The organism is Streptomyces turgidiscabies Car8, assembly GCF_000331005.1.
Lineage (GTDB): Bacteria > Actinomycetota > Actinomycetes > Streptomycetales > Streptomycetaceae > Streptomyces > Streptomyces turgidiscabies.
The window spans coordinates 1-25,102 of sequence record NZ_AEJB01000122.1 but is presented as its reverse complement, the minus strand read 5'-3'; the positions used below and the strand labels follow the sequence as shown (position 1 = coordinate 25,102).

19 protein-coding genes and 1 pseudogene are annotated in these 25,102 nt (G+C 70.3%); 5 read left to right on the top strand and 15 right to left on the bottom strand.

Features of this window, described 5'->3' with window-relative positions:
- From STRTUCAR8_RS07435 to STRTUCAR8_RS07420, 4 genes and pseudogenes are all read right to left on the bottom strand, one after another.
- A pseudogene (locus STRTUCAR8_RS07435) lies at positions 1-1,099 on the bottom strand (hypothetical protein); the annotation flags it as partial.
- 107 nt (positions 1,100-1,206) lie between these two features.
- The gene (locus tag STRTUCAR8_RS07430; RefSeq protein ID WP_006374885.1) at positions 1,207-4,233 is read right to left on the bottom strand and encodes a glycoside hydrolase family 3 protein; all 3,027 of its coding nucleotides are present in this window, start codon (positions 4,231-4,233) and stop codon (positions 1,207-1,209) included.
- A gap of 158 nt (positions 4,234-4,391) precedes the next feature.
- Positions 4,392-5,996, bottom strand: coding sequence for a citramalate synthase (cimA, locus tag STRTUCAR8_RS07425; protein WP_044471795.1), 1,605 nt, complete (start codon positions 5,994-5,996; stop codon positions 4,392-4,394).
- Positions 5,997-6,318: 322 nt separating this feature from the next.
- Positions 6,319-7,584 carry a TolB-like translocation protein gene (locus tag STRTUCAR8_RS07420; protein ID WP_107117888.1) on the bottom strand — a complete coding sequence of 422 codons (1,266 nt, stop codon included), beginning with the start codon at positions 7,582-7,584 and terminating at the stop codon, positions 6,319-6,321.
- 301 nt (positions 7,585-7,885) lie between these two features.
- Between STRTUCAR8_RS07420 and STRTUCAR8_RS07415 the strand changes: the two genes are divergently transcribed.
- Positions 7,886-8,371, top strand: a complete 486-nt coding sequence (locus tag STRTUCAR8_RS07415) for a hypothetical protein (protein WP_100247507.1) — start codon at positions 7,886-7,888, stop codon at positions 8,369-8,371.
- Between the two features lie 72 nt (positions 8,372-8,443).
- Here the strand turns inward: STRTUCAR8_RS07415 and STRTUCAR8_RS07410 are convergent, their stop codons facing one another.
- From STRTUCAR8_RS07410 to STRTUCAR8_RS07380, 6 genes are all read right to left on the bottom strand, one after another.
- Positions 8,444-8,881: a glutaredoxin domain-containing protein gene (locus STRTUCAR8_RS07410; RefSeq protein ID WP_044471794.1), complete on the bottom strand. Its 438-nt coding sequence runs from the start codon at positions 8,879-8,881 to the stop codon at positions 8,444-8,446.
- Positions 8,882-9,002: 121 nt separating this feature from the next.
- Positions 9,003-9,323: a ferrous iron transport protein A gene (locus tag STRTUCAR8_RS07405; RefSeq protein ID WP_241784679.1), complete on the bottom strand. Its 321-nt coding sequence runs from the start codon at positions 9,321-9,323 to the stop codon at positions 9,003-9,005.
- A gap of 87 nt (positions 9,324-9,410) precedes the next feature.
- A complete protein-coding gene (locus tag STRTUCAR8_RS55090) occupies positions 9,411-10,523 on the bottom strand; it encodes a response regulator (RefSeq protein WP_006374890.1) in 1,113 nt (370 codons plus the stop codon).
- Positions 10,520-11,689 (bottom strand): sensor histidine kinase, encoded by a 1,170-nt coding sequence (locus tag STRTUCAR8_RS07390; RefSeq protein ID WP_006374894.1) that lies wholly within the window; start codon positions 11,687-11,689, stop codon positions 10,520-10,522. The genes STRTUCAR8_RS55090 and STRTUCAR8_RS07390 overlap by 4 nt, the downstream gene beginning before the upstream one ends.
- Before the next feature lie 132 nt (positions 11,690-11,821).
- Positions 11,822-12,910, bottom strand: coding sequence for a branched-chain amino acid aminotransferase (locus STRTUCAR8_RS07385; RefSeq protein ID WP_006374888.1), 1,089 nt, complete (start codon positions 12,908-12,910; stop codon positions 11,822-11,824).
- 277 nt (positions 12,911-13,187) lie between these two features.
- Positions 13,188-14,228, bottom strand: coding sequence for a 3-isopropylmalate dehydrogenase (locus STRTUCAR8_RS07380; protein WP_006374891.1), 1,041 nt, complete (start codon positions 14,226-14,228; stop codon positions 13,188-13,190).
- Positions 14,229-14,380: 152 nt separating this feature from the next.
- On the opposite strand from STRTUCAR8_RS07380, the gene STRTUCAR8_RS07375 reads away from it, so the two are divergent.
- Positions 14,381-15,949, top strand: coding sequence for a purple acid phosphatase family protein (locus STRTUCAR8_RS07375; RefSeq protein WP_006374897.1), 1,569 nt, complete (start codon positions 14,381-14,383; stop codon positions 15,947-15,949).
- A 21-nt stretch (positions 15,950-15,970) separates the two neighbouring features.
- Here STRTUCAR8_RS07375 and STRTUCAR8_RS55085 read toward each other — a convergent pair whose 3' ends face one another.
- Both STRTUCAR8_RS55085 and STRTUCAR8_RS07370 read right to left on the bottom strand, forming a co-directional pair.
- A complete protein-coding gene (locus STRTUCAR8_RS55085) occupies positions 15,971-16,102 on the bottom strand; it encodes a hypothetical protein (RefSeq protein WP_006374903.1) in 132 nt (43 codons plus the stop codon).
- 256 nt (positions 16,103-16,358) lie between these two features.
- Complete coding sequence (locus tag STRTUCAR8_RS07370) at positions 16,359-16,898, bottom strand: GNAT family N-acetyltransferase (protein WP_006374899.1); 540 nt, start codon at positions 16,896-16,898, stop codon at positions 16,359-16,361.
- Between the two features lie 139 nt (positions 16,899-17,037).
- Between STRTUCAR8_RS07370 and STRTUCAR8_RS07365 the strand changes: the two genes are divergently transcribed.
- On the top strand, positions 17,038-18,942 hold the full coding sequence (locus tag STRTUCAR8_RS07365) for a glycoside hydrolase family 97 protein (RefSeq protein ID WP_006374898.1): 1,905 nt from the start codon (positions 17,038-17,040) through the stop codon (positions 18,940-18,942).
- Positions 18,943-18,997: 55 nt separating this feature from the next.
- Here STRTUCAR8_RS07365 and pruA read toward each other — a convergent pair whose 3' ends face one another.
- Both pruA and STRTUCAR8_RS07355 read right to left on the bottom strand, forming a co-directional pair.
- Positions 18,998-20,638 carry an L-glutamate gamma-semialdehyde dehydrogenase gene (pruA, locus tag STRTUCAR8_RS07360; RefSeq protein ID WP_006374889.1) on the bottom strand — a complete coding sequence of 547 codons (1,641 nt, stop codon included), beginning with the start codon at positions 20,636-20,638 and terminating at the stop codon, positions 18,998-19,000.
- Between the two features lie 36 nt (positions 20,639-20,674).
- The gene (locus tag STRTUCAR8_RS07355; protein ID WP_006374892.1) at positions 20,675-21,601 is read right to left on the bottom strand and encodes a proline dehydrogenase family protein; all 927 of its coding nucleotides are present in this window, start codon (positions 21,599-21,601) and stop codon (positions 20,675-20,677) included.
- 158 nt (positions 21,602-21,759) lie between these two features.
- Here STRTUCAR8_RS07355 and STRTUCAR8_RS07350 point away from each other — a divergent pair, with 158 nt between their 5' ends.
- Positions 21,760-22,956 carry a PucR family transcriptional regulator gene (locus STRTUCAR8_RS07350; protein WP_006374895.1) on the top strand — a complete coding sequence of 399 codons (1,197 nt, stop codon included), beginning with the start codon at positions 21,760-21,762 and terminating at the stop codon, positions 22,954-22,956.
- Here the strand turns inward: STRTUCAR8_RS07350 and STRTUCAR8_RS07345 are convergent.
- Positions 22,953-23,534 carry a TetR/AcrR family transcriptional regulator gene (locus STRTUCAR8_RS07345; protein WP_006374902.1) on the bottom strand — a complete coding sequence of 194 codons (582 nt, stop codon included), beginning with the start codon at positions 23,532-23,534 and terminating at the stop codon, positions 22,953-22,955. The genes STRTUCAR8_RS07350 and STRTUCAR8_RS07345 overlap by 4 nt on opposite strands.
- Positions 23,535-23,630: 96 nt before the next feature.
- Here STRTUCAR8_RS07345 and STRTUCAR8_RS07340 point away from each other — a divergent pair.
- Positions 23,631-25,102, top strand: a 1,472-nt coding sequence (locus tag STRTUCAR8_RS07340) for an MFS transporter (protein ID WP_006374900.1), incomplete at its 3' end; no start/stop codon positions are given.

Sequence of the window (25,102 nt, the reverse complement as noted above, 5' to 3'; positions counted from 1 at the left end):
CGTCCCAGTAGGGGCGGGGGCCCGACGCGGTCTCCACCTCGCGGAAGGCGGGGTCCAGGCCGTCGGCCAGACGGGCGCGGTCGGCGGCGCAGACCGGGACCTCGCGGGGTGCGCCGCCCGCCGGTGTCCAGGTCGCGTCGGCGACCGAGGGGCCGTGGCGCGGATCGAAGAAGCAGGGGCCCCGGCGTTCGGGCAGCGGACGGCCCTCGCGGCGGGCGGCCAGCTGGGCAAGGGAGAACCGGCCGTCCTCCAGTGCCTGGGTCACCGCGCGCACTTCCTCCGGGCGCCTCGTGGCCGCCATCAGCGACTTCGCCTTCTCGTACGCGTCCAGCGCCCGCTCGTAGTCCGCGCGCATCGCGTCGTCGGCGCCCGCTTCGGCCGGGTGGAAGTCGAGCCGGTCCAGTTCCTCGCCGAACGCGGTGATGTCCTCGTCGACGACGACCGTCAGCTTGGCGAGCGCGGCCCGCCGCTCCTCCTCGTGCCGCCGCCGGTTGCGCCGGACCAGTGCGTACGCGCCGGCGCCGCCGGCCGCCAGTACCGCGCCGGTGGTGATCAGCGGCCCCGCGTCCACCCCGCCGCCACCGCCCGAGCCGCCGCTCCAGGTGGCGGGCGCCGAACCGCCGACGGTGCCGCGCAGGGCCGCGTCGACGAAGTCGTTGACCTGGGCCTTCGTGTCGCCCGCGCTCTGGACCGCCGTTACCAGGTTGCCGACCGACGAGCGGCTGAGCACACTGCCGTCGGCCCGCGCGTCGAATCGGTCGCCGAGGCGGACGGCGTACAGACCCGTGACGCCTGTCTCCGTACGGAGGTTCGTGAAGAGGTTCCCTGTCGGGTAGTCGGCCGGGAGGACGGCCACGAAGACGGGTTTGTCCGCGTCCTTGATCTTGGCGGCGAGCGCGTCCGCGTCGGACGCGGACAGCAGGTCGGAGGCGGCCGGGTCCACGTACACCGGGCCCGCGCGCAGTGCCTCGGCGACCTTGGAGAGGTCCGTGGCCGCGTGCGCCCCGGGGGCGGCCGTGAGCAGGGCGAGCACCGCGAGTGTCACGACGAAGGGCACCAGCAGCAGGCGTACGAGGGGGCGGACCACTACGGCCTTCATATCTCCGAAGCTACCCGAAAGGGGGTAGAAACGGACATCGGTCCTGGTGAGGCTCCCGTTTCTCCTGCCCCTCCCTGGTTCCCACCAGGACCGCTGTCACCCCCTGGTCAGGCCGCCCGGTACGCGGCCCTCAGCTTCGCCACGGCCGCGCCGTACCGTCCGGTCAGCAGCAGATGGTCGGCGTCGGCGAAGGGCTTGGCGGCGGCCGAGGTGATCCGCCCGCCGATCTTCGCCTGCACGATCAACCGCGCCTCGGTGACTGCCGCGCGTCCCGCCTTCCCGTCGTGGGACCGTTCGGCGACGGCCGCCGCGACCGCCAGCGCCTTCAGGGTCCTGTCCCCACCTGCCGCGACCTTGGTCCTCGTCGTGAGTCCCCAGCCGTACGGGAACTGCGGATCGTATGTCGCGTCACCCACGTTGATCGGCAGCTGAGCCTCCGACTTCGGCCAGGTGAGCGGGAGTTGGCCGGTGAACGCGCGCCTGCCGTAGAGCACGTCGGCGACGCCGTCGCCCTCGGTGCCCGGCAGCCAGGAGGCGACCAGGGCGTCGATGTCACCGAGCCGGTCGCCGACGAGCTGGGGGCGCCCGGCGACCACCAGCACCGCGCACCTCATCGCCGCGCACACCTTGTCGACCGCTGCCTTGTCGGCGTCGCTCAGCTCCAGGTCGTTGCCGTTGCCGACGTCTCCGACGCCCTCGGCGTACGGGGTCTCGCCGACGACCACCACACCCACGTCATAACCGCTGGTCGGAGCCGAGGCGTCCTTGGAGTAGGTGATGTCCCCGCCCGCCTTGCGCATGCCCTCCAGGATCGTCGTGCCCTCGGTGATGTCTCCGGAGGAGCCCTGCCAGGTGATGGTCCAGCCGCCGCTCTGGTTGCCGATGTCATCGGCGTCGGACCCGGCGACGTACACCTTCTGGGACTTGTCCAGCGGCAACAGGCCGCGCTCGTTCTTCAGCAGCACCTGGGACTTCGCCGCCAACTGCCGTGCCACAGCTCGGTGTTCGGGCGAGCCGATGTCCGCCGCTCCGCTCGTGTCGGCGTACGGCTTCTCGAAGAGGCCGAGCTTGAACTTCTGGGTGAGGATGCGGGACACGGCGTCGTCGATCCGCCCGGTGCTGATCCGGCCGGCGTTCACCTCGGCGACGAGGGTGGCACGGAAGTCCTGGTAGGCATACGGAACCATGATCATGTCGAGGCCGGCGTTGACGGACGTACGGACGTCGGAGGCGTAGTCGCCAGGAATCTGGTCGATGGCCTGCCAGTCGCTGATGACGAAGCCGTCGAAGCCCATACGGCCCTTCAGCACGCCGTCGATCATGTCGGCGCGGGCGTGCATCTTCACCGGTCCCTGGCCGTCCCCCGCGATGTCGAGGGAGGAGTAGGACGGCATGACCGAGCCGACTCCCCGGTCGACGGCGTCCTGGTAGGGGGCCAGGTGGACCGCCTCCAGCTGCTGCCGGGTGACCTTGGTGACGCCCTGGTCGATGGTGTACGAGCCGGTGGTGGATGAGCCGTATGTCGTGCCGCCGTCGCCCACGAAGTGCTTGGCGGTGGCCAGGACCTTGTCGTTTCGCTTCAACTCCCCTCCGTTCGCGCGCCCTTGGAGACCCTGGATCACCGTCTCCATCGATTCGACGAGCGCCGGGTCCTCGCCGAACGACTCGTACGTCCGCCCCCAGCGTTCGTCACGGGCCACGCAGAGACAGGGGGCGAAGTCCCAGGGGATGCCGGTGGCGCGGACCTCGGCCGCCGTCACCTTCCCCGCTCCGTAGGCGAGTTGAGGGTCGCGGGCGGCCCCGATGCCGATGTTGTGCGGCAGGATCGTGGCGCCGACCAGGTTGTTGTGACCGTGCACCGCGTCCACCCCGTAGATCAACGGGATCTGGAACCGCGTTGCCTGCGCCCGGAGTTGGAAGCCGTCGATCATCTTCGCCCAGGCCGCCGGGGTGTTCGGCGTCGGCGTCGAGCCGCCGCCCGAGAGCAGCGAACCGAGGTCGTAGGAGGCGATGTCACCGGGTGTCGCCGCGACGGCTCCGCGCTCGGCCTGCGTCATCTGACCGGCCTTCTCCGCCAGTGACATCCGGGAGAGAAGGTCGGAGACCCGCTGCTTCACCGGCAACTTGTCGTTCAGGTACGGGAGTCCGTGGGCGTCGATGACGATCCTCGGGGTCTCGGCCGGGGCCCTGGCGCCGGTGACCGTGAGCTTGAGGGGGATCGTCTCCGCCGGTTCCGCCGCCCTGTCCTTCCGGGTGGGAACCTGGATCGTGCGGGAGGTGCCGGAGGCGGTACCCGCCGGGAAGGTGAACTCGCCCTGGACGGGCGGGTAGTCGGCGCCGTCCGACGCCGTGCCGCCGGCCGTCGTCTCGTACGTGACCGTCACCGGGTCGGTCAGCGGGGCGGAACCGGTCGTGCCGACGGTGACGCGGACCTTCGCCGTGCCGCCCTCCTTCACCGGGTACACGGCGGAGTCGGTGGTGACGGACGCACGCAGTGACTGGTCCGCCCTGCCGTACAACTCGACGCCGTCCATGGCGAACTGGCCGCTGATCCCTACGGGGAGGGTGAGCGCGTATCCCCAGGTCTCGGTGAGGCCGAGGATCTGGTCGATGCCGCCGACCGGCTGGTAGTCCGTGCGGTAGACGAAGTCGGTGAAAGGCAGCTCGATCCGCTTCCAGCCGGTGAAGTCGTCGGTGAAGGAGGTCGTCCAGAGTTCGGAGGCCTCGCCGTTGGCGCCGCCGTCCTTCAGCTCGAAGCTGACCTTCCTGCCGTTGCCACGGCCGTCCCACCAGAAGCGGATGCCCTTGCTCGCCGACCAGTCGTGAGCCGGTTCGGCGAAGGCGAAGTCGTGGGTGAAGCCGCCGTAGCCGCTGATGTCGTAGGTGCCGGTGAGCACCTTGGCGCCTTCAGGAGCGTCCGCCCGTTCGGTGAGGGCGAGTCGGGGCGGGTCGTCGCTGTCGCCGCCCCAGGTGAAGATGCCCCCGGCGGGCGGGGAGGCGAAGGGCACCTCGCCCTCGAAGCGGTCCACCGGGACGGGGGCGGGGTCGTCCGCCCCGGCCGCCGTACCCGCGACGGCCAGGGGCAGCAACCCGGTCAGCAGAGTGGCGCAGACGAGCAGGGCGGTTCGGCGCATGGACCTTCCCTCGGCTCTCGGAGTCCTTGAATCCGTGCACCCACCTGAACACCTCGCGTGGACTCACGGCTGGGAACACGCCGCGAGTCAACAAGTGCCCCTCGGGACCGTCAAGATGCCGAACAGGCCTCGCGCCACTTTGCCCGGATCGAGTCGCCCTACTTCGCGGGCTCCACACCCGCCCGCAGCAGCCCGTACGTGTAGGCGTCCGCCAGTGCCTCCCAGGACGCGGCGATCACGTTGTCGGCGACACCGACCGTCGACCACTCGCCCTTGCCGTCCGAGGTGGAGATGAGGACACGGGTCGTGGACTGCGTGCCGTGCTTGCCCTCCAGGATGCGGACCTTGTAGTCGACCAGCTCCAGCTTGGCCAGCTGGGGGTAGATCTTCTCCAGGGCCACCTTCAGGGCGCGGTCGAGGGCGTTGACCGGGCCGTTGCCCTCCGCCGTGGCGACGATGCGCTCGCCCTTGGCGAAGAGTTTGACCGTGGCCTCGTTGGCATGGCTGCCGTCGGGGCGGTCCTCGACGATCGCACGCCAGGACTCGACCTCGAAGTACGTACGGGCCTTGCCCTCGGCCTCCGCGCGCAACAGCAGCTCGAAGGACGCGTCGGCCGCCTCGAAGGTGTAACCCTGCAGCTCGCGCTCCTTCACCCGTGCGACGACCCGGCCGACCAGCTCGCGGTCGTCGCCCAGGTCGACGCCGAGCTCCTTGCCCTTGAGCTCGATCGAGGCGCGGCCCGCCATGTCGGAGACCAGCATCCGCATGGTGTTGCCGACCTGCTCGGGGTCGATGTGCTGGTAGAGGTCGGGGTCGACCTTGATGGCCGAGGCGTGCAGGCCCGCCTTGTGGGCGAAGGCCGAGACTCCCACGTACGGCTGATGCGTGGACGGCGTCAGGTTGACGACCTCGGCGATGGCGTGGGAGATGCGGGTCATCTCGCGCAGCGCGCCGTCGGGGAGGACCTGCTTGCCGTACTTCAGCTCCAGGGCCGCGACGACCGGGAACAGGTTGGCGTTGCCGACGCGCTCGCCGTAGCCGTTCGCCGTGCACTGGACGTGGGTCGCGCCCGCGTCGACGGCGGCGAGGGTGTTGGCGACCGCGCAGCCCGTGTCGTCCTGGGCGTGGATGCCGAGGCGGGCGCCGGTGTCGGCGAGGACCGTGGCGACGACCGCCTGGACCTGGGCCGGGAGCATGCCGCCGTTGGTGTCGCAGAGGATGACGACGTCGGCGCCGGCCTCGGAAGCGGCCCGGACGACGTCCTTGGCGTACTCGGGGTTCGCGCGGTAGCCGTCGAAGAAGTGCTCGCAGTCGACGAAGACGCGGCGGCCCTGGGAACGCAGGTGGGCGACGGTGTCGCGGACCATCTCCAGGTTCTCGTCGAGGGTCGTGCGCAGCGCCAGCTCGACGTGCCGGTCGTGGGACTTGGCGACCAGGGTGACGACCGGTGCGCCGGAGTCGAGGAGGGCCTTGACCTGCGGGTCCTCGCTCGCCTTGCCGCCGGCCCGGCGGGTGGCGCCGAAGGCCACGAGCTGGGCGTGCTTGAAGTCGATCTCCTGCTGGGCGCGGGCGAAGAACTCGGTGTCGCGCGGGTTGGCGCCCGGCCAGCCGCCCTCGATGAAGCCGACGCCGAAGTCGTCCAGGTGCCGTGCGATGGCCAGCTTGTCGGCGACGGTGAGGTTGATGCCCTCGCGCTGGGCGCCGTCGCGCAGGGTGGTGTCGAAGACGTGGAACGAGTCGTCGAGTTCGCTGGGTTCCGTCATGATCTCAAGGCTCCTGAGGATGTCGATCTCGGTCTGTACCGGAATGACCGGCTCCACCGTCCCCCAATGATCCCTCGCGCTCCTTCTCCGGCTGAAGGTGGGCCAGAAAAGCGAAAAACCCCTCGCGGGTGCGAGAGGTCTGCGCGCGGGTCGAAGACGACGATGGCCGCCCGTACCGGGTAGTACGAGGCGGTCACTGCGGACCGGCGCGCCTGCTGCCAATAATCGTGGCGAACGAGAGCACGGAGGCAGTCTGGCACAGACCGCCCCCGTGCTCACCCTCCGTCTCAGGATGCGAGCACTGGGCTGATCACTGGGCTGATCACCGCAGGTGCCGTACGAACGCGTCGGCGCCGTCGTTGGTGTCGCCGGCCGGGATCAGGGTCGGGTCGGACGACTGGAAGGCGATACGGCGGGCGCCGTCGGCGATACGGCCCGGCAGGACCTCGGCGGTCGCGGTGCCGCCGGTGGTGTCGGGGGTGACCAGGGTGGTGGTGCCCCTCTTCAGGTCCCGCAGATAGACGGGGTACTCCTTGCCGTACCGGCTGCCGGCTTCCGTCACCTCCGACGTGAACGTGAGGTAGCGGCCGTCGGCGCTGATCGCGGCGCCCCGGGTGTAGACCTCGCCGGGGCCGCCCTGGGTGCCGTGGATACGGCGGTTCTTGCCGGTGCGGATGTCGTGCACGAACACGTTCCAGCTGGCGTCGGTGTCGCCGGGGACCAGGTGGGTGTCGCGGGACTCGAAGACGACCGTGCGGCCGTTGCCGCTGATGGACGGGTTCAGGGACTCCTTCTCGGTGGCTGAGCCGTCGTGGGAGCGGTCGATCTGGGTGTGCTTGCGGGTGGTGCGGTCGTACATCCAGACGTCGCCCCAGTCGTCGCCGCGCGGGCCGTTCATGTAGTTGTACTGGTAGACGACACGGCGTCCGTCGTCGCTGACCGTCGGCTGGAAGGCGTTGCGTGCCTCCCAGGTCGGCTTGGGGTGGCTGATCCGCTGGGTGGTGCCGGCGACGCGGTCACGCAGGAAGACGACGCTGCTGTTGTTCTGGGCGGTCTCCTGGAGCGTGTAGACCGCGTAGCGGCCGTTGGGGCTGACGGACACCTCGGAGGGCTGCCCGGTGAACCCTTCGGGAATCTCGATGCCGAAGCCCACCCGCTTGCCCGTGCCGAGGCCGTCGATCCACACGTCGGTGTCCTCGGCGGGCGCCACGTACTGGACGTAGACGTGGCGGCCGTCGTTCAGAACCGCCAACAGGCCGCCGAATCCCGCGAATCGGAGCTTTCCGGTGTGCGGATCTCGTACGTACATGCCGCCATGCGGCACGTTGGGGTCCAGATCCTCGGCGTCCGAACTCAGCGCGACGTGGCGGCCGTTGCGACTGATGACGGAGAGCCGCGTCTCACCGTTCCCCGCCTCGCCCGCAGGAGTGACGCTGATCGGCTCGGTGTACGGCACCCTGGGCGCGGCGCCCGCCGTGGGAGCGCTGAGCGCCGCCGAGGCGACGGCCGCGACGACGGCGACCGCCATTGCGGCGCGACGATGTCCTGTCCCGTAGGTGTTTTTGTGCGTGGTCCTGTATGTGCGCATGGTTGGTTCCCCCGTGAGTGAGCTTCTCGGTGAACTGCCCCCAGGAAGACGCCTGTTACTCCGCAGGTGTTCCCCGTTCACCGGATCGGGTGACACCGACTCGAACACGACGACGGTGCTCTCGGAAGTGACGGACGAGGTGACACCGCCTCAGCTTGTTCCTCGTCCACCAGGATCTACCGCGTCTGCGATGGCCTTCAGGGTCTCGGATTTCTGAAGGTCCTGCCCAGGTCGTAGTGGGGTGCGGGACGGTGGAATCGACAGCACCTGCGCCAACCGCGTGAGTCCCGCAACGGGCAGGATGAGCGACATGGTCAACGGAGGGAACACGAGCTTCACGCTGCCACGGGGTGCGACAGGCTTCTTCCTGCCGAAGGACGGACCGCTTCCGGATACCGATGTGCGGGCGTTCCGAGCCGCTCTGTACGCTGCGGCCCGAGTCGTCGAAGGCCAGGTGGGAGAGTTCGAGGGCCAGGAATACCCCCTGACCTTCCACACCGCGTCAATCGTCGATCGCACTGGTGAGAGCGTCATTCTGTGTCACGCCCATCACCCCTGGATCGCCTTCGCTCAAGAGCGTCGGAATTGGTACGGCGAAGAGTTCCTGCCCTCTCCATCGTGGGCCTCTGTTTTCGCTGACGCGGGTTTCGTGGTTCTGAGCAGCGAGCGGCTCGCCACGCCACTCTCCGACGTGGACACCTCGGTGCTTGCACAGAACGAATGGCGCCAGGTCCGCTACTACGGCATCACCACGTTGGGCGGGCTGCTCTTCAACGCATGGGACTGATCACCGAGCGAAGTCAGCGAAGTCGTTGAACGACAAGCTGAGCTTGTGTCTTTGACCTCCGCTGCGTCCCGATCACATGGAACGGGAGAGTTGCTCGCGCACCCAAGCAGGAGCGGGGTTGGTGTGCGGCCGGCCCGCGACGATGACGGTCGGCACGGTCTCGTTGCCGCCGTTGGCCGCCCTCACCACTGCGGCCGCGGCCGGGTCCCGCCAGATGTCGACCCAGTGCATCTGGCGGGCGCTGCGGCCCAGCCGGATGCGCAGCCGCATGCAGTACGTGCAGCCGGGGCGCCAGAAGACGACCGGCCGGCCGTCGACCGCGCTGCGGAGTTGTGCCTCCTGCGCGCTGACCGACCTCGGGAAGAGCAGAGGCGAGTTCACGCCTGCCAGCAGCCCGAAGAACAGCAGCGGGGCGGCGGCTGCGCCGGGGCCCCCGTCGGCGATCCGCCCAGCCGCGACGAGTGAGCCGACGAGAACGAACAGCATCGGCAGGAGCCAGGCGCGCATCATGAGGCTGAAGGCTACCGATGAGTCGAACTGGCCCTGGAACTGGGCCACTGTCCGGCGAATCCGCAGGTGAACGACCTGGTGCGACGGACGATTCGAGCGCAGCGACATACCCGCGGGACGTCTATGCGTCGTGCTCAGGCGTGGCCCTCAGATAGCGACCCCAGATCTGGGCCTTGCGATAGGGGCCGTCCCCGCTGCTGTCGTACTGCGGCGTGTCGAAAGCGACCCAGTACAGCAGCTCGCCCTTGAGCGCCTGGGCATGCTCGTTGGGTTCGGGTGCGCTCATCGCGTCGATCGTTCCAGCGAACTCGACCTGCCAGGGACCGTCCCGGTCCTGAGCGCGAACGACCGTGACCCGGCTGCCCGGTGCCAGTGCTCCCGTCGGCCATGTCTGGCTCAAGGGACGGCCGAGGATGTGCTCGATCGCCTGGCGGTCGTCCATGTCTGAGGGAAGAGGGCCACAACTGTCTGTCATGTCGCTCACTCTGCCCGCGCCACCTCCAGGATCGCCAGAAGACAGACCACAGGCTCAGCGGGTGTCCCAGAACGCGCAGTGGTGCCGGAGCTGCCCCGTCGTCGGGGTGGGTACGACGTGGTCCGGCGCCAGGGTCAGGACCGTGCCCTGGGGCCAGTGGGGTGATGACGGGCCGTTCGGGTCGGCGGTGTGGGCGAAGTGGGTCCAGTAGTCGATCATGGTGTCGGCCAGCCGGTGCTGTGCGGTTGTCAGGTCGCGGGGACGTCCGCCCAGGTCGAAGAGGTAGGGCAGTTCACTCGCGTGCGGTGCGCCGAGCGGGAACGGCGGCTTGCCCGGGGTCAGCGGTGGGGCGTGCTTGTCGGCGAACTCGTACCGCCAGACGGGTACTTGGGCGGAGAGCAGGCTGTCGGTGCGTGCCGTCGGGCAGGCGAAGTCGGCGTCGCCGATGACCGCGCCGAACACCGGGCCCCCGTCCGTACGGTGCACCGGGTACTCGCGCACGATCGCCTGCGCCTGCCCCGGGGACGGGAAGAAGGTGGCCGCCACGTCGGGCCAGGTGTCGGGGGTGACGGGATAGCCGGCCTGGATGATCCCGGCGGCCCAGCCGTTGCCCTCGTCGTGGTTGTTGCCGATGAGGACGGGGACGTGATGGAAGCGGCCGGCGGCGATCGCCTCCCCGGGGTCGCCCGGCAGCAACAGGGTGGTGTGCGCGGGCTGCTGGTCGGTGTCCTGGGCGGCCAGGAGGCGGGAGACCTCCACGCGCCGCAGACAGGCCAGGACGTCGCGGGCGAGCAGTGCGTCGCCGCGCGCGGTGAGGCGGATCGCGTCGACGAGTTCGGTGGGCCGGATGTCCTTCAGCAGGAAGCCGCTCGCCCCGGCCCGCAGCGCGGCGACCACATGCGCGTCCACGTCCCAGGTCGTCAGCACGAGCACCCGGGCTCCACTGCCCGACTCCGCGATCCGCCGGGTCGCCTCGATGCCGTCGAGGACGGGCATGCGTACGTCCATCAGCACCACGTCGGGTGTCAGTTCCCGCGTCAGCCGCACCGCTTCCTGGCCGTCGGACGCCTCACCGACCACCTCCAGGTCGTCCCGGGCGTCGATGATCATGCGGAATCCGGTACGGACGAGGACCTGGTCGTCGGCCACCACCACGCGCGTCGTCACAGCGCGCCTTCCACCGGCAGCCGTGCCGCCACCTCGAAGCCGCCTCCGGCCGGCGGACCGGCACGCAGGCTGCCGCCCACCAGTCGTGCGCGCTCCTTCATCCCCACCAGACCTCGCCCCTGTCCCGCCGTGGCCGAACGGCCCTGCGGCGCCCGCCCGTTGTCGACCACCGTGACCCGCACACACTCCGCTTCGACCGTCACGCGCACACTCACCTCGTCCGCGCCGGCGGCGTGCCGAAGCGTGTTGGTGAGGGCCTCCTGGACGATCCGGTACGCCGCCAGATCCACCGCGGCCGGCAGCCCGTCGGTGGCGCCCTCGCACCGCACGTGCACGGTCATCCCGGTCGCGCGCACCGTGTCGGCCAGTTCGTCCAGGCGGGCGAGCGAGGGCCCCGGCTCGCGCTGCTCCCCGGACGCGCAGTGCTCGTCATCAGGGCGGAAGGCGCGCAGCAGCAGGCGCAGTTCGCCCAGTGCGGAGCGGGCGCCCGTCTCGATGGCCCGCAGCGACCGACGGGCCTGTTCGGGCTGTTCGGTGAACACGTCGTCGGCGGCGCCCGCCTGAATGACCATCACCGACAGGGTGTGCGCCACGATGTCGTGCACCTCGCGCGCGATCCGCGCGCGCTCCTCCACCACCGCTCGGCGCGTCTCCGCCCTGATCCGTTCCTGCTGCGCCCTGCGCCACTGACCCGCGGTCCACGCCAGGACGACCGTCAGCAGAAAGATGACCAGCCCCGGAGCGCCGCCCGCCCCGAACGCCAGTGGGGCGGGCAGGCACATCGTCGCGAGCGCCCGTACCGACACCCGGCGCGGCCCGGTGGCCGACAGCACGCACAGCGTGACCTGCGCGGCGAGCAGCGCGCCCGTCAGGGTCACCGCGGGCAGCAGCGCCCAGACCGCGAGCCCCGTCACCGCGTTCACGGCCAGAACGGCGGCCGGGGCCCGCACCTGCCACTTCAGAACGCAGACCTGCGCGAGCACCAGGCCCACGGCTACGGGCAGCCGCCGGCCGTGCTCCACGCCTACGACGATCACCGGGGTACCCAGGACCGCGAGCACCGCCCCGGCCGACCCCCACCACAGCGCCCGCGCCGTCCGGGGCGACAGTTCGCCCGGAGCCTCGCCCACGAACGGGGCGCCGGACTGTCCACTGCTGCGATCCACGCCCCGAGCCTAGAGCCTGTCGTGCGGCGCGGGGCGGGACCGTTCAGGAGACACCGGCCCGCAGATCGATCGCCCGGACAGGTAGATGGGCAGGTGGACAGGCAGGCAGATGGACACCTGGGCAGGCAGGTCCTAGCCGAGCTGGTGCATCCAGCCGTGCTTGTCCTCCGCCGTGCCGCGCTGGATGTCGAGGAGTGCCTCGCGCAGTCGCAGGGTGACCTTGCCGGGCTCGCCGCCGCCCTGCTGCCACTCGGTGCCGGTGCGCTTGACCGTGCCGACGGGGGTGATGACGGCCGCCGTACCGCAGGCGAAGACCTCGGTCAGCGTGCCGTTCTCGGCGTCGCGCTGCCACTGGTCGACGGAGATACGGCCCTCCTCGGCGGTGTAGCCGAGGTCGCGGGCGACGGTGAGGAGCGAGTCGCGGGTGACGCCCTCCAGGATGGAGCCGGTGAGGGAGGGGGTGACGATCCGGTCCCCGTACACGAAGTACAGGTTCATCCCGCCGAGTTCCTCGATCCACTTGTGCTCGACCGCGTCGACGTAGCAGACCTGGGCGCAGCCCTGCTCCGCGGCCTCGGCCTGGGCGAGGAGGGAGGCCGCGTAGTTGCCGCCGGTCTTGGCGTCGCCCATGCCGCCGGGGACGGCGCGGACGCGGTCCTCGGAGAGCCAGATGGAGACGGGCTTGACGCCACCGGGGAAGTAGGCGCCGGCGGGGGACGCGATCACCAGGAACAGGTACTCGTTGGCCGGCTTCACGCCGAGGCCGACCTCTGTGGCGATCATGAAGGGGCGCAGGTAGAGGGACTCCTCGCCCCCGTGCGCGGGCACCCAGTCGGTGTCCTGCCGCACGAGTGCGTCGATGGCGTCGATGAACGTCTCGACGGGCAGCTCGGGCATCGCGAGACGGCGCGCGGAGTGCTGGAAGCGCAGGGCGTTCTTCTCCGGGCGGAAGGTGGCGACGGAGCCGTCGGGGCGGCGGTAGGCCTTGAGGCCCTCGAAGATCTCCTGCGCGTAGTGCAGGGTCATGTTCGCGGGGTCGATGGAGAGCGGGCCGTACGGGACGAGCTGGCCGTCGTGCCAGCCGCGGCCCTCGGTCCACCGGATCGTCACCATGTGGTCGGTGAAGTGGCGGCCGAAGCCGGGGCTGGCCAGGATCGCCTCGCGCTCCGCGCCGGAAAGTGGCGAGGCCGAGGGCTTGAGCTCGATCGTGGGCGTCGTCATGAGTGGGTGTCCTTCACCGGTTTCGTGTGTGACGGGCCGCGCTCACGCCCGTACGGCCGCCGTACCGAAGCGGCCGGTGTTAGGACGTCCGAGCATTCCCTCGGTCCGTGGCTCCGCGTTCGATTATCGCGCGAAGGGGGCCATGGACGAAAAGGGCGTGAATGCGACCCAGGGGATGATGGTGACACCCGGCGGGGACATAAGAGAAGCCGCCGGGTGCGGTATGCGACCCGACGGCTTCGAAATGTTCGAAAGACTTCGATGGGAGCGCCGCGGGTCAGCCGGCTACTCGTACGGCGAGGGCGTCGCCGATCTCTTCGGTCGTACGGGTCGTGGTGCCGCGCTCCGCGAGGTCGGCGGTGACCGCGTCCTCGATACGGACGGCCTCGGCCTCGTAGCCGAGGTGGCGCAGCAGGAGGGCGACGGACAGCACGGTGGCGCTGGGGTCGGCCTTGCCCTGACCGGCGATGTCCGGGGCCGAGCCGTGGACGGGCTCGAACATCGAGGGGTACTCGCCGGACGGGTTGATGTTCCCGCTCGCGGCGACGCCGATGCCGCCGGAGACGGCCGCGGCGAGGTCGGTGATGATGTCGCCGAACAGGTTGTCGGTGACGATGACGTCGAAGCGCTCGGGCTGCGTGACGAGGTAGATCGTCGCCGCGTCCACGTGCATGTACTCGGTGGTGACGTCGGGGAACTCCTGGCCCACCGTGTTGAAGATGTCCGTCCACAGGTGACCGGCGTGCACGAGCACGTTGTTCTTGTGGACGAGCGCGAGCTTCTTGCGGGGGCGGGCCTGGGCGCGGGCGTAGGCGTCGCGGACGACTCGCTCGATACCGAAGGCGGTGTTCAGCGACACCTCGGTGGCGACCGCGTGCGGGGTGCCCTGGCGGATGGTGCCGCCGTTGCCGGTGTACGGGCCCTCGGTGCCCTCGCGGACGACCACGAAGTCGATCGCGGGCTGTCCGGCCAGCGGGGTGGCCACACCGGGGAGGAGCTTCGACGGACGCAGGTTGACGTGGTGGTCGAAGGCGAAGCGGAGCTTCAGCAGGAAGCCGCGCTCCAGGACACCGGAGGGCACGCTCGGGTCACCGATCGCGCCGAGCAGGATGGCGTCGTGCTTCTTGAGGGCGTCGAGGTCGGCGGCGGTGAGGGTCTCACCGGTGGCGTGGTAGCGCCGGGCGCCGAAGTCGAACTCCTTGGTCTCCAGCTTCACATCCTGCGGAAGGACGGCGGAGAGCACCTTCAGCCCCTGGGCCACGACCTCCTGGCCGATGCCGTCACCGGGAATCACTGCGAGATTGAGGCTGCGAGACATACCGGCACCGTACTCCGGGTCCCATGGGATGACATGCCGTGTCCGCGATACGGACAGCAGCGGGACGCGGGACGAGCGGAACCGTCCGCTCTTCGACCGGCGTTCACCTGTACGTTTGGCGGACGTCGGGAATTGCTGGGAGGTTCCCCTCCATGGACAGTCCTCCGGACACCCCCGACGTCGGCATTCCGCCCCAGCTGGCCCGCCGGATGAGCATGGCGGAGCAGTACGAGTATCTGCGGGCGCGGCTCACCCGGCGCCGCGCGCTGGTGACGGCGGGTGCGCTGGCCGGCGGCGGTCTGCTGACCGGCTGTTCGTCGAGCACGGGGACGGCGAATCCGGCGACCAGCAAGGTCCCCGGCTCCGCCGTCACGCCCTTCGGCCGCCATCTCGCCTTCGGCGCCGACCCGAAGACCCAGATGCGGATCTCCTGGCAGGTCCCGTTCGCCGTCAGGAAGCCGTACGTCCGGATCGGGCCGACGCCCGGCGACCTGAGCCGCCGCATCGAGGCCGAGGTCCGCCCGCTGCACACGCCGGGGGTGACGGGCGTACGCCTCGACCTGGACCAGTACTACGTGCACGCGGCCCTCGACGGACTGCGCCCCGGGACGACGTACTACTACGGCGTCGGCCACGAGGACTTCGACCCGGCGTCCCGCGCGCACAGCGCCACCCTCGCCACGTTCCGCACCGCGCCCGCGACCGCCCCGGCGAGCTTCGTGTTCACGGCCTTCGGCGACCAGGGCGTCACCCCCGACGCACTGGCCAACGACCGGGGGCTCCTGGGCCGGAACCCCGCCTTCCATCTGCACGCGGGTGACATCTGCTACGCGGACGTCACCGGCCACGGCGAGAAGTCGGACAGCTACGACCCGACCGCCTGGGATCTGTTCCTGAAGCAGACGGAGACGGTCGCGAGGTCGGTGCCGTGGATGGTGACGACCGGCAACCACGACATGGAGGCCTGGTACTCACCGAACGGGTACGGCGGCCAGTCGGCCCGCTGGTCGCTTCCGGACAACGGGTTCGACGCCGAGAACACCCCGGGCGCCTACTCGTTCACCTACGGCAACGTCGGCGTCGTGGCGCTGGACGCGAACGACGTGTCGTACGAGATCCCCGCGAACTTCGGGCACACGGGCGGCCGTCAGACGGCGTGGCTGGACCGGCGGCTGACCGAGCTGCGCGCGTCGGACACGATCGACTTCGTCGTGGTCTTCTTCCACCACTGCACGTACTCGACGTCCACGCACGCCTCCGACGGCGGTGTACGGGACGCATGGCTGCCGCTCTTCGACAAGCACCAGGTGGACCTGGTGATCAACGGCCACAACCATGTCTACGAGCGGACCGACGCCCTCAGGGGCGGCCGGGTCGGCAGGCGGGTACCGGTCGGCGCGTCGACCGACCCGACCCGCGACGGCACCGTGTACGTCACGGCGGGCGGCGCGGGTCAGAGCCTGTACGGCTTCCCCTACGGGGTGAAGGACAGCTTCGAGGGTAAGGTCGCCGACCGGGAGTCGGTGGAGAGCTACCACTGGACGAAGTCGCAGGACCGGCACAAGGACACCGTGGAGTGGTCGCGCGTGCGCTACACCGGCTACTCGTTCCTCTCGGTGGAGGCGGCGGCCGGCGTACCGGGCACGGCTCCCCGGCTCACGGTCTCCGCGCTGGCGCAGAGCGGGGAGCGGATCGACCACTTCGAGGTGCGGCGCGGCTAGCGAACAGCCGGTGAGCCGCCCTCAGTGACCTGTCTGGCCGCCGTTGTCCCGGCGGTCGAGGGCACGCTGGAGGGCTGCGGCGGCGTTCTTGCGGTCGGACTCGCTCGTCGGGGAGACGTGGCGGACTCGGCGGCGGACGGTCGTCTCGGCCATGGGAAATCGACTCCTTCAAGGAATCCGGGAGTACGGCAGGGGGGATTCGAGACGCCGGATTGGACGGGGAGCAGCGGTACCGCAGGGGTTGCCTGCGCGGGGCACCGGCTCACGGCCGTCATTCGCCTGGTCTGGCGAGACGTTCGGCTTCTACAAAGCTAGGGGAGGACAGGGCATCTGTCTCCACAATTACTCGGACTTCCTACTATCTGAGACGGTCGATTGGGTCACACCCGGCTGACCTGGCCTTTTACCTTCAGAGCACGTCGCCGTCCCGCCAGTCGAAGACCAGCCCCTCCGAGGGATCGAGCGAACCGGGATCGGCAGGACGGACGAAGACGCCGCCCTCCCCTTCCGGCAGGTGGACGACACCAGCCGGACCGAGGGCGCTGATCCGCCCCGGCCACAGCTGCCAGCCCCGGGCGGCGTAGAGGGCGGAGCCGTCGGCGCTCGCGGACAGCGCGCCGAGGTCGTAGCCGCCGTCGACGTACCGCTCCAGCGCGCCCATCACCTGCCCGCCGAGGCCACGACGGCGGGCGTCGGCGCGGACAGCGACCGCTTCCACATAGCCGACGCGCAGCCAGCGGCCCCGGTGCAGCGCGCGGCGCATGACGACCGAGCCGTGGGCGAGGAGACCGGTGCCGTCGTGGGCCAGGACATGGAGGCCGCCGAGGGCGTGTTCCCAGTCCTCCTCATCGAAGCCGTCGTCGAAGGCGGCGTCCAGGAGAGCGCGGACGGCGGCGAGTTCGACCGGGGTGAGGTCAGCGGTGTGGGCGGTGCGCAGCAGCGGGGCCATGGTCCCAGTATTCCGAACCATCGACACCCCATTGATCCGACCTAAAACAGGTACATGGCTCTGCACGACACCTTGACAGCCCTATCCTCACCCACCAGCCTCGCAGTCATCGGATGACTGACGACTGAAGGGGTACTTCATGTCGATCGCGCTGACCCTCTGCTCCGCCCTGCTCGCCACCGCCGTGACAGCACTGCCCGCCGAGGCAGCCGCGCCAGGGCATCCCGGAACGTCGGCGGCCTGGGAGGTGAAAGCCTCGCCCGGCTCCCCCACGGCTGTCGTCGCACTGGACCCGGCCGACAACCACCCGACGCTCACGGTGAGACGCTCCGGAAAACAGGTCATCGCCCCCTCCCCCCTGGGCCTGGTCACCGAACAGGCCGACTTGTCCAAGGGGTTGGAGTTAGCGAGCCGCACCACACGCACGGTCACCGAGCGGTACACCCAGACAACCGGCAAGTCCCGTAAGCGGGTTGCCCGGATGACCGAGTCCCGCTTCCGGTTCCGGACCGCCGAGGGTGCCCGTCTCGACCTGGTGGTACGGGTGGCCCCCGACGGCGTCGCCTACCGCTACACCCTGCCGCGCACCACCGGCGACGTCCTGCGCGAGGCCTCCGCCTTCACCCTCCCCCCGGACACCGGCGCTGTCGTCAACGCCTACCGCGCCGACAACGAACTCCCCTTCAAACGCTACGAGTCGGCGGCCACGGCCCCGGCGGGCGGCTACTCGATGCAGGCCCTCTTCAACACCCCCGGCGGCTATGCGCTGATAGCCGAGTCGGACCTCAACGGCAGCTACTCGGGCGCCCACTTGACGCACGAGGCCGGCTCACCGACGTACAAGGTGAACCTCTGGAACGACGAGCCGGTCAGGACGACAGGCACCCTGACCACCCCCTGGCGCACCGTCGTCACCGGCGACCTGGCCACGGTCACGGAGTCGACCCTCGTCGACGACCTCGCCGCGCCCTCCCGGGTCCGGGACACGTCGTGGATCAAGCCGGGCCCCGCCCTGTGGACCTGGCTCGCGGGCGGCAAGACCGCCGGGCAGAGTCTGGCCGCGCAGAAGGCGTACGTCGACTACGCGGCCGAGCGGGGCTGGCCGTACGAGGTCGTCGACGCGGGCTGGTACTACAAGCCCGGGGAGTGGGACGTCATCGACCCCGACTGGCAGACGGACAACTGGATGCCGGAGCTGGTGCGTTACGCGGCGGCGAAAGGTGTCGGCGTCCAGGTCTGGCTGCACTACACCCTGCTCACCGACCCGGCGGAACGCGAGAAGTGGCTCGGCACGCTGGAGAGTTGGGGCGTCAAGGGCGTGAAGATCGACTTCATGGACTCGGAGTCCCAGGACCGGATGCGCTGGTACGACGAGACCCTGGAAGCGACGGCCCGGCACCATCTCCTCGTCAACTTCCATGGCTCGACGATCCCGAAGGGCGTTCAGCGGACCTGGCCGCAGGTCATGACGATGGAGGGCGTGGGCGGCGAGGAGAAGCGCAACAACACCGCCGAGCAGCTCGCCTCGCTCCCCTTCACCCGTAACGCGATCGGCTCGATGGACTTCACCCCGGGCGCCTTCCACCGCCCCGCCCGCCCCAACGTGGCTTCCGACGCCGGTGAGTTGGGCCTGACGGTGCTGTACGAGTCGGGCATCCAGAACCTCTCCGGCACCCCGGAGTCGTACGAGGCCCGCCCGGAGGCCCGCCGCTATCTGGAGCAGCTGCCCCGGCGCTGGGAGGAGACCCGGCTGCTGACCGGCGACCCGGGCCGCTCCGCCGTACTGGCCCGACGGGCGGCGGACGGGCGCTGGTTCATCGGCGGCACCTTCGCGGGAGCGGCGCGAACAGCGGACGTACCGCTGCGACTTGGCGCCGGCCGCTGGCTGGTGGAGACGGTGACGGACGGTCCGGCGGGGCTGGTGCGCGAGGCACACGTCGTACGGGGCGGCGCCACGCTCGCCGTACCGGTGGTCGCGGACGGCGGCTTCGCCGCACTGGCCTGCCGCTGGCAGCCGGGCCGGACGACCTGCGAGAAGGGGTGATGACGGACGCCGGGCCCGTGTGGGTGCGGGCCCGGCGTCGTTCACCCGTGAGCCGTCAGCCCATGTGCGGGTACGTGTAGTCGGTCGGCGCGACCAGGGTCTCCTTGATGGCGCGGGTCAGGGTCCAGCGCATCAGGTTCTGCGGGGCGCCCGCCTTGTCGTTGGTGCCGGAGGCGCGCCCCCCGCCGAACGGCTGCTGGCCGACGACAGCGCCGGTCGACTTGTCGTTGATGTAGAAGTTGCCGGCCGCGTAGCGCAGCTTCTCCATCGTGTACGCGGCTGCCGCGCGGTCACCCGAGACGACCGAGCCGGTCAGCGCGTAGTCGGACACGGACTCCATCTGGGTCAGCATGGCGTCGTACTTGTCGGCCGAGCTGTCGTCGTACACGTACACGGCGAGGAACGGGCCGAAGTACTCGGTGGTGAAGACCGGGTTGGCCGGGTCCGTGCACTCCACGACCGTCGGGCGGACGAAGTAGCCGACCGAGTCGTCGTAGGAACCGCCCGCCACGATCGTGCACGTCGGGTCGGACTTCGCACGGTCGATGGCGGCCCTGTTCTTGGCGAACGCGCGCTCGTCGATGACCGCGCCGACGAAGTTGCTGAGGTCGGTGACGTCACCCATGGTCAACTGGTCGACCTCGGCGGCGAATTCCTCGCGGAAGCCGTCGTTCCAGATGGAGGCCGGGATGTAGGCGCGGGAGGTCGCGCTGCACTTCTGCCCCTGGTACTCGAAGGCACCGCGTGTGAGAGCCGTCTTCAGGACCGCCCGGTCGGCGCTCGGGTGGGCGACGACGAAGTCCTTGCCGCCGGTCTCGCCGACGAGCCGCGGATACGAGCGGTACTTCTCGATGTTCGCGCCGACCGTCTTCCACAGGTGCTGGAAGGTCTTCGTGGACCCCGTGAAGTGGATGCCGGCCAGGTCCCGGTGCTCCAGGGCCACCTTGGAGACCTCGATGCCGTCACCGGTGACGAGGTTGATGACGCCCTTGGGGAGCCCGGCCTCTTCGAGGAGCCGCATGAGGAGCACGGCGGAGTGGGTCTGCGTCGGCGACGGCTTCCACACCACCACGTTGCCCATGAGGGCGGGCGCGGTCGGCAGATTCCCCGCGATGGCCGTGAAGTTGAAGGGGGTGATCGCGTAGACGAAGCCTTCGAGCGGGCGGTGGTCGAGACGGTTCCAGACGCCCGGCGAGTTGGCGGGCGGCTGCTCGGCGAGCAGGTCGCGCGCGTACTTGACGTTGAAGCGCCAGAAGTCGACCAGTTCGCAGGGGCAGTCGATCTCCGCCTGCTGGGCGGTCTTCGACTGGCCGAGCATGGTGGAGGCGGCGAGGGTCTCGCGCCAGGGGCCGGCCAGCAGTTCGGCGGCGCGCAGGATGATCGCGGCACGGTCGTCGAACGACATCGCACGCCAGGCGGGCGCGGCGGCGAGGGCCGCGTCGATCGCGTCCTGGGCGTCCTGCTGGGTGGCGTTGGCGTAGGTGCCGAGGCGGGCCTTGTGGTGGTGCGGCTGCACGACGTCGAACCGCTCGCCGCCGCCCATGCGCCGCGCGCCGCCGATCGTCATCGGCAGGTCGACGGGGTTCTCGGCGAGTTCCTTGAGCTTGACCTCCAGGCGGGCCCGCTCGGGCGACCCGGGGGCGTAGCCGTGCACCGGCTCGTTGACGGGGGTGGGGACCTGGGTGACGGCGTCCATGCTTCCGTGACTCCTTAACTGAGCGGGGGGTTGGTCTCAGCCCTTGGTGAGGATCGAGCGGCCGAAGAAGAGGAGGTTGGCGGGCTTCTCGGCCAGCCGGCGCATGAAGTACCCGTACCAGTCCGTCCCGTAGGCGGTGTAGACGCGCATCCGGTGTCCTTCGGCGGCGAGCCGCAGGTGCTCGTCGCTCCTGATCCCGTACAGCATCTGGAACTCGTACTCGTCGGGCTTGCGGCTCGCGCGCCTGGCGAGTTCCTGGGCGATGGAGATGAGGCGCGGGTCGTGGGACCCGATCATCGGGTACCCCTCGCCGTCCATCAGGATGCGCAGGATGCGGACGTACGCCTTGTCGGTCTCGGACTTCTGCTGGTAGGCGACCTCGGCCGGCTCCTTGTACGCGCCCTTCACCAGCCGTACGCGGCTGCCGCTCTCGGCGAGGCGGCGGGCGTCGGCCTCGGTGCGGTACAGGTAGGCCTGGATGACGCAGCCGGTCTGCGGGAAGTCCTTCCGCAGCTCCTCGTGGATGGCGAACATCGAGTCGAGGGTGGTGTGGTCCTCGGCGTCGAGCGTGACCGTCGTACCGATCGCGGCGGCGGCCTCGACGACGGGCCGGATGTTGGCGAGGGCCAGCTCATGGCCGTCGGCCAGCGCCTGGCCGAACAGCGACAGCTTGACGGACATCTCGGCGCGGGTACCCAGTTCCAGCTCGCCGAGCCGCTCGACGAGCTCCAGATAGGCGTCCCGGGCGTGAGCCGCCTGCTCGGGGGTGGTGATGTCCTCGCCGACCACGTCCAGGGTGACTTCCAGCCCCCGGTCGGTGAGGTCCTGGACGATGGGGACGACGTCGTCGACGGTCTCGCCGGGGATGAAGCGGTCGACGACCGGCCTGGTCACCGGGGCGGCCGAGATCAGTCGGCGCATCCGGTCGCTGCGCGAGGCGGCGAGAATCACGGGACCCAGCACGGGGCACCTCCACAAAAGCCGGTAGACGAAGAACCGGAGAACCACCGTGAAACCTAGGGATTCCTCCGATCGTGGGCCATCGACAGCTGTCACGCATCCGTGCCCCGGATCTCATACAGATGTCTGAAGGCGGCGGGGAAGTGCGGGAGAATCCCCCCATGAGTCAGGCGAGCGGCGACCACCACGGCGACTACCAGGAGCTGGTGGACGACATCTCGGAGCTTCTCGGCGCCCCCGCGACGCTGGAGAACCGCGACTTCGAGCTGCTCGCCTTCGGCGCGTACGACAGCGAGGGCGAACTGGACGCGTCGGCGCTGGACCCGGTCCGCACCCGCTCGATCCTGACCCGGCGCTCGACGTCGGCGGTACGCGCCTGGTTCGAGGGCTTCGGCATCACGCGCGCGAGCGGCCCGGTCCGTATCCCGCCCACCCCGGAGGCGGGGGTGTACCGGGGGCGGATCTGTCTGCCCGTACGCCATCGGAGTGTCGTTCTCGGCTACGTCTGGCTGCTCGACGACGATCCTGGCCCCTCGGCGGAGCAGCTCACGGCGGCCATGGAGGTGACGGAGCGGATCGGCGCGCTGCTGGCGGACGACGCGCAGGCCGGGGCCGACCTGACCCGCGAGTTCCGGACGGTGCTGACCGCCGAGCGCGGCTGGCAGCGGGACATGGCGGTGGCGGCGCTGCGTACGGCCCTGGGGGCGCGCGGCGAGGGCCCGCACGCGGTGGTGTGCGTGGCGCCCTGGCCCTCGGCGGACCCGGACGACGCCCCCTCGGCCCGTACGGTGCCGCACGCGACGGCGGTGTGCACGGTGCCGTGGGGCGCGGCGTCCCAGCATCTGGCCCTGCTGATCCGGCTGCGCGCGACGGACGTACCCGCTCCGGCGCTCACGGCGGCGGCAAGGCTGCTGAAGGAGACGGAGGGCGCGGTCGCGGCCGGCGTCGGCGCACCGCGCACCGGCCTCGCCGGTCTGGGCGCCGCCTGGCAGGAGGCCTCGGCGGCGGCCCGCGCGGCCCTGGCCCAGCCCCACCTCGGCCCGGTCGCGGAGTGGGGCGCCATCGGCCCGTACCGCCTGCTCACGGCGCTGCCCCCGGACACGGCCCAGGACCCCGCCGTACGCACCCTGCTCGCCCCCGCCCACCAGGAACTGGCCCGCACCGCCGAGGTCTACCTCGACCGTGCGGGGCAGGCGGGCCGCACGGCGGCGGAGCTGGGCATCCACCGCCAGACGCTGTACTACCGACTGTCCCGGGTGGAGCAGCTGACGGGCCTGGACCTGGACGACGGCGAGGACCGCCTGCTGCTGCACATGGCGCTGAAGGGGGCGCGGCTCCGGAGCGGCCGGCCGGGCTAGGGCTTGGATGCCGCGATGACCCGGCGGAACCCTTCCGTGAGCTGCTGTGCGGTCGGTGCCGTCGTCGGGTCGAAGACGTGCTGGCAGATGAGACCGGTCATCAGGGCGTTGTAGAACTGCCCGACGGTGTCGACGTCGTCCTCCGGCACGTCCTCCTCCCTCCCCCCGAGGAACAGCGGGATGATGCCGCGCCCCGCCTCACGCTGGGCCTCCGCCAAGTGGTCGCGGACAGTGGGCAGTTGATCTCCCATGGCCACGATCTCCATGCTCAGACGCCACAGGGAGTCCGGCTGCTGCATGGTGTCGATGATGTTCGACCAGACCTCCTGGAACCGGTCGAGCGAGCCGGGCTCGGTCGCGCCGGCCGTCCCGGCGGCGGGGGTGAAGTCGTCGGAGAGCCCCTCCACCAGGGAGACGTACGCCTCCGCGAGGAGCTTGTCCTTCGAACCGTAGTGGTAGCCGATCGACGCCAGGTTGGTCCCCGACTCCTTGACGATGTCGCGCGCGGTCGTGCGCACGAAGCCCTTGTCCAGAAGGCAGCGCTTGGCGCCTTCGAGCAGATCCTCGCGATGTCCCATACACCCAGCCTACCCGGGATCCATACGAACGTCCTAGACAAACGAATTACACGAACGTTCTAGACAACCGTTTAATACGCCCGTACATTCACTGCCATGACCAACTCGACGAACCCGACGAGCTCGACGCGCACGACCGCTTCCCCCGGCCTCCGCGCCGGCCGCCGCGAATGGACCGCGCTCGGTGTGCTGATGCTGCCGCTGCTGCTGGTCTCGATGGACGTCTCCGTCCTCTACTTCGCCGTCCCCTCGATCAGCGCCGACCTGGAGCCGACCGGCACCCAGCAGCTCTGGATCTTCGACATCTACGCCTTCGTCCTGGCCGGCCTGCTGATGACGATGGGGTCGCTCGGCGACCGCATCGGCCGCCGCAGGCTCCTCCTCGTCGGCGCCGCCGCCTTCGGCGCGGGCTCGCTGCTCGCCGCCTACGCGAACAGCGCCGAGACCCTGATCGCGGCCCGCGCGGTCCTCGGTATCGGCGGCGCGACCCTGATGCCGTCGACGATGGCGCTGATCCGCACGATGTTCCGGGATCCCGGACAGCGCGCCAAGGCGATCGGCATGTGGTCCGGCGTGATGACCGGCGGCGTCGCCCTCGGCTCGGTGATGAGCGGCCTGCTGGTCGAGTACTTCTGGTGGGGCTCGGTCTTCCTGGTCAACCTGCCCGCGATGGCCCTGCTCCTGGTCCTCGGCCCGATCCTGCTCCCCGAGTCGAAGAACCCGAACCCGGGCCGCTTCGATCTCCTCAGCGTCCCCCTGTCGATGGCCGCCGTCCTCCCCGTGATCTACGGCCTCAAGGAGATCCCGTCGGAGGGCTGGCACACGCGGTACGTCCTGTCGGTGACCGTCGGCCTGTTCTTCGCGTACCTCTTCGTACAGCGCCAGCGCACGGCCGCCTCACCCCTCATCTCCCCCGCGCTGTTCCGGGGGCGGGGCTTCGGCCCGGCCGTCGTCCTGAACCTGATCTCGGCGTTCGCGATGATGGGCTCGGCGTACTTCACCACGCAGTACCTGCAGTCGGTGCTCGGCAAGAGCTCCCTGGAGGCCGCGCTGTGGGCCCTGCTGCCGACGGTCCTGGTCGGCGCCGCCGTACCGCTCTCCGCCGCCATGATCCAGCGGGGTGTGGAGCGCGCCCACGTCGTCGCCGGCGGCTTCACCACGGCGGCCTGCGGATACGGTCTGCTGGCCCTGGTCGGAACGGACTCGATGTGGCTCGTGCTGGGCGGCGCGGGAGTCCTCGCGGCCGGCATCGTCACCGTGATGTCGCAGATGATGGACCTGGGCCTGAGCACCGCCCCGGTCGACAAGGCCGGCGCCGCCTCCTCCCTGCTGGAGACGGGCGCGGAGTTCGGCGGCGCGCTGGGCATGGCCGTACTGGGCTCGATCGGTACGGCGGTCTACCGCCACGACATCCCGGCCTCGGCACCCGCCGCGGCCCACGAAACCCTGGGCGGCGCCCTGGCAGTGGCCCACCAGCTCCCGGCGCGCACGGGAGACGCGCTGATCACGGCGGCCAGGGAGGCGTACACCCACGGAATGCAGGCGGCGGCGGTCGCGGGGATGGTGCT